General features: G+C 34.5%; 6 protein-coding genes. 5 read left to right on the top strand and 1 reads right to left on the bottom strand.

All coding sequences use genetic code 11. The annotated features are described in order from the left end of the window. The coding region (locus BLT22_RS11945; protein WP_176935491.1) for a transposase at positions 1 to 255 on the bottom strand (255 nt) is incomplete at its 3' end. A 163-nt stretch (positions 256 to 418) separates the two neighbouring features. On the opposite strand from BLT22_RS11945, the gene flgM reads away from it, so the two are divergent. The 5 genes from flgM to BLT22_RS11920 form a co-directional block, all read left to right on the top strand. Continuing rightward, the gene (gene flgM / locus BLT22_RS11940) at positions 419 to 703 is read left to right on the top strand and encodes a flagellar biosynthesis anti-sigma factor FlgM (protein WP_091763497.1); all 285 of its coding nucleotides are present in this window, start codon (positions 419 to 421) and stop codon (positions 701 to 703) included. A 3-nt stretch (positions 704 to 706) separates the two neighbouring features. Further along, on the top strand, positions 707 to 1,072 hold the full coding sequence (gene flgN / locus BLT22_RS11935) for a flagellar export chaperone FlgN (protein WP_091763496.1): 366 nt from the start codon (positions 707 to 709) through the stop codon (positions 1,070 to 1,072). A 13-nt stretch (positions 1,073 to 1,085) separates the two neighbouring features. Then, entirely contained in the window at positions 1,086 to 2,576 is a 1,491-nt protein-coding gene (flgK, locus tag BLT22_RS11930; protein WP_091763495.1) for a flagellar hook-associated protein FlgK, read from the top strand. A gap of 3 nt (positions 2,577 to 2,579) precedes the next feature. Next, a complete protein-coding gene (gene flgL / locus BLT22_RS11925; RefSeq protein ID WP_091763494.1) occupies positions 2,580 to 3,506 on the top strand; it encodes a flagellar hook-associated protein FlgL in 927 nt (308 codons plus the stop codon). A gap of 340 nt (positions 3,507 to 3,846) precedes the next feature. After that, positions 3,847 to 4,664 (top strand): flagellin N-terminal helical domain-containing protein (locus BLT22_RS11920; RefSeq protein WP_091763493.1); only part of this gene is annotated, 818 nt, incomplete at its 3' end.

Below are 4,664 nucleotides of genomic sequence, written 5' to 3'. Positions count from 1 at the left end.
AAATTCACCATTCCGATCACGTGGAATCTGAAGCTGAAGTTCGCCGTATTCGGTTTTGACCTTACGATCATAGGTGCCATTACGAGAGTTTCCTGAATGGAAACCGATCCGATCATATTTTTCATAATCCAAAAAGGCAGTCAATTCTGTTTTTAAGAGGGTGTTAACGGCTAATTCTAGATGAGAACGAAAACATTCGTTTAAATCACCTTTTGTGGCTAGAGTCTGTAAGATATCTGTAGTAAGATTGTTCATAGGGAAGTCCTCTTTTCTGTGAATGTAGTGTGGTAACTCTATTCTACAGAAGGGACTTCCTTTTTTCTATTTACACAAGATATTTTACACTCTCTTGTAGGAAACTCAACTATAGTTATTAATATATTATTTTAAATAAAAATTAATAAAAGAGGCGATTATAATGAAAATCGATAAAAATTATACGAACTACCTAAATTCAGTAAAACAAACTAAATCTGAACATTCTAATGAAGCTAAAAAGACAGAACAGTCGACAAAAAAACAAGCAAATGTAGAAGTTAATATTTCAAAAGAAGCACAAGCACTTCTAGATGCAGATCAAGTAACTTTTTCTGAGAAAGTTCAATCAATCAAAGCTGCCATTCAAAATGGTGAATATGAAGTCGATGCATCTAAAATTTCTGCTGAATTAGTCCGTACGATCCAAACTCAAAAGGAGCAATAAAGTATGAAAAAGACAGCAAAAGTTCTTTCTCTGATGAATGAATTGAAAAATTATTTAGTAGAAGAAAGAACTGTCTTGATTAATAATGATGGAAATCGTCTGCTTGAACTGATCAACGCAAAAGAAGAGATTATGATTGAGCTTGCTCAATTTGATGAGTCCGAAATTGAAGTTGAACAATTGAAAGAGATTACCTTCGAAATCAAAGAATTACAGGAAACGAATGTTTTATTAACTGAACAATCTATCAGCTTTACTGACCAACTTGTCAGTAATATACAAAAAAATGCAACCAAGAAAAGTACTTATTCAAAAAAAGGCACTTTTGATAAAACCGGACAAAATGCATTTATAGATCAATCATTATAAGGAGTATGTACATATGTCAGGACTTTTCGGAACTATAAATACTGCAACAAGTGGACTATTAGCTCAACAGAATGCGTTACAAACAATTGGACATAATGTGTCTAATATTAATACCCCAGGTTATTCTAGACAGCGGGTTGATTTACAGACAAATGTCGCTCAACAAATTCCTGGAGTGGGACAAATTGGTACTGGCGTTCAAGTCGCTGGGATTTCTCGTATGCAGGATCAGTTTGTAATGAATCAGTTAATGAATGGCTATTCAACTACAAATAAACATCAATCATTATCTGATACAATTGGCCAATTAGAAGCTACCTTTAACGAGCCTTCTAAAACAGGATTATCTAATCAGATTTCAGAAGTTTTTAATGCTTGGACGTATTTAGCTTCTAACCCAGAGCAGGCAGCTTCTAAGACAATGTTGGTTCAAACAAGTGAAACTTTTGTCGATACAGTGCAGCATATGGGTAATGCAATGAAAGCACTAAAAGCTGATACGATTCGTCAATTAGATAAAGAGTCCGTTGATGCCAATTCCACTTTAAAACAGCTTGAAGATTTAAATCACCAAATCTGGCAAGCTTCTGTAAGAGGATTTACGCCTAACGATTTATTAGATACTCAAGATCAGCTCGTAAATAAACTTGCTAGCCAAGGGGATATTAAAGTTGATCGTGATAAATATAATCGAGTGTCGATTTCAATGGATGGACAAAATTTATTGAATGAAGATACAAGGAATGAATTAATGACGGTCACTAGTTTGAATGATAGTGGAGAAGCCGTTCTATCAGATGGCACTGTATTAACAGAATCTGCAGAAGTCGGACAATTCGTTTTACGTTCTGAAGAAAATGGAAATACTGCTTATCAGCCGATTGATTTAGAAGGCGGCAGTGTTAAAGGGAATCAAGAAGCTTTGACTGTTATTAGCGATATGCAAAATGAGTTAAATGATTTTGTATCTAGTTTCGCAACTGCTGTGAATACGATTCATAGTAATAAAGGAGAAGGTATAGACTTTTTTACTCTGGATGAAGAAAATGCAGCTTTGTCTTTACAAGTCAATCAGGATATTAAAAAAGATTCTAGTTTAATTGTGACAGGAAAGGCGTTAGATAATGCGATATCTGGAGACGGTACTAGAGCACAATTGATTGCTAGCTTAAAAAATACACCAATATCAGTTGATGATGCTACCTGGTTTGACGAGAATACGATGGAAATAAACTCTGGTGCGAATAGTTCAACTTTATTTAGTAAATACAACAGTATGGTTACAGATATGGGAATTATCAAACAACAATCAGACAATATGCTGGATACGCAACAAGGTCTAATGGCCTTACTGGAACAACGTCGAGATTCTGTATCAGGTGTAGATATCAATGGGGAAGTTACAGATATGATTAGATTCTCAAGTGCATTTCAAGCTAACTCAAAAGTGCTTTCTACACTAGCAGAAATGCTGGATACGTTAATTAATCGAACTGGGGTGTAATCGTTGAGAATTACTAATTCATTAATGTCAAAAAGTTTCATGAGAAATTTGAATAACAATATGAAGAGTGTATACAAATACCAAGAACAACTTTCCACTATGGAACAAGTGAGCAGACCTAGTGATGATCCTTTGAAAGTTTCAAAAGTATTAGACCTTAATAACGAAATTAAACAAAATGCAGAATATAAGTCAACCATTAATGATTCCATTGATTTTACCAATGCTCAAGATTCTGCACTAGCCAATGCGACTACTTCGATGCAACGAATCTACACATTGACACAACAAGCTGCTAACGGAACTTACAATAATGAAGATCGTAAAGCGGCAAAAGCAGAAATAGAAAATGAAGTTGATACAATGCTGGATTCATTAAATACAAGTTTTGGTGGACGTTATATTTTTGCAGGCAATAATACAACGACTAAACCATTTGAGAAGACAATAGACGCAGATGGGGATTTTACCGGCATTGTCTACAACGGAACCGTGGATCCACAACTATCTGGTAATGTGACAAAAGAAATTGCCAGAGGCGTCTCCGTAGAAATGCAGACAGATGGTAGGAAGTTAATGAACGAACAAGGTGCCGGCAATGATTTGGGTAATTTTTTCAATGATATGTTAACTGCCTTAGATAATGATGATACTGAGGCACTTGGTGGCGACTTATTGGAACGTGCTGATACAGAGCTGAATAATATCGTAAACTTGCGTACGACAATAGGAGCTACACATAATCGTCTTCAAGCTGCAAAAGATCGAAATGAATCTGAATACTTGAATTTAAAAACAACTTATTCAAATACACAAGATATTGATCTAGCAGAAACTTATATGCAGTACTCTATGGAAATGGTTGCTTATGAAGCCTCACTTCAGATGGGGAATAAAATTCTACAAAATAGTTTGTTGAACTATATGTAATCAAATTAGTTCTGTGAATCAATAAATTAATTAATTAGAACGTATCTACACATAGGTTTAAAAGAATAGTGGTTTGATTACTGATTGATCAGTATTCGAATCACTATTCTTTTTGTTTTAAAAAAAGTATAATAAAAATTTCATCATTATGAGAAAACAACTATTATCTTAAAGACAAAGCACATAATAGATATATTGATATTTATGTTCTAAGTGAAAAATATTTTAAATTTAATTATATTTCATCCATTAGCTTAATAATTTTGAATATCAACCGATACTATAATTAGAAGGCCATAAGGTCTTTAAATTAATTAAACAAACATTGGAGGAAAATAAAATGCGTATAAATACAAATACTGCAGCTATGAATACATACTCACGTTTGACAGCGGCAAACGGAGCAAAAAGTAGTTCATTAGCTAAATTATCATCAGGACTAAGAATCAATAAAGCCGGCGACGATGCTGCTGGACTATCAATTTCAGAAAAAATGAAAAACCAAGTTTCTGGTTTAAACCAAGCTACTCGTAATGCACAAGATGGAATCTCATTGATCCAAACTGCAGAGGGTGCTTTGAATGAAACCCATTCAATCTTAAACCGTATGCGTGACCTTACTGTTCAAGCGAAAAATGATACTAACACCAACGAAGACCGTCAAGCAATCCAAAAAGAATTAGATACTTTAACTGAAGAAGTTGACCGTATTGCTGGTCAAACACAATTCAATACAAAAACATTATTGAATGGTGACTTCAAAGATGGTACTGCTTCATTAAAATTCCAAATTGGTTCTAACTCTGGTCAAGATATTGAGTTAAATATTGAAGACATGACAGCTACTGGCCTTGCTTTAAAAGATGGTACTGGTGAAAACTTGAAAGTTAGTGCCACTGATGCTCAAGTTGAAGCTTTAGCAACTGCTAAAGCAGCTGTTGTAGATCCAGCTGCTCCAACAGCTGCAGAGCAAACAGCTATTGATGATGCTCAAGCAGAAATTGATGCTGCAACAAATTTTGACGCAGTAGTAGATACAATTGATTCAGCAATCAAAAATGTATCAACTGAACGTGCGAACCTAGGTGCAACTCAAAACCGTTTGGATCACACGATCAATAACTTAACTACAACAAAAGAAAACTTGTCAGAAGCTAA

Origin of the sequence: Marinilactibacillus psychrotolerans (assembly GCF_900101525.1) — a bacterium.
In the GTDB taxonomy this organism is placed as follows: Bacteria; Bacillota; Bacilli; order Lactobacillales; family Carnobacteriaceae_A; genus Marinilactibacillus; species Marinilactibacillus psychrotolerans.
Note: the sequence above shows the minus strand (reverse complement) of the source record. Positions and strands in the feature narration are given on the sequence as shown.

Coding starts and splice junctions, on each gene's coding strand:
- flgM (WP_091763497.1), top strand. CDS start 419: ATGAAAATCGATAAAAATTATACGAACTACCTAAATTCAGTAAAACAA.
- flgN (WP_091763496.1), top strand. CDS start 707: ATGAAAAAGACAGCAAAAGTTCTTTCTCTGATGAATGAATTGAAAAAT.
- flgK (WP_091763495.1), top strand. CDS start 1,086: ATGTCAGGACTTTTCGGAACTATAAATACTGCAACAAGTGGACTATTA.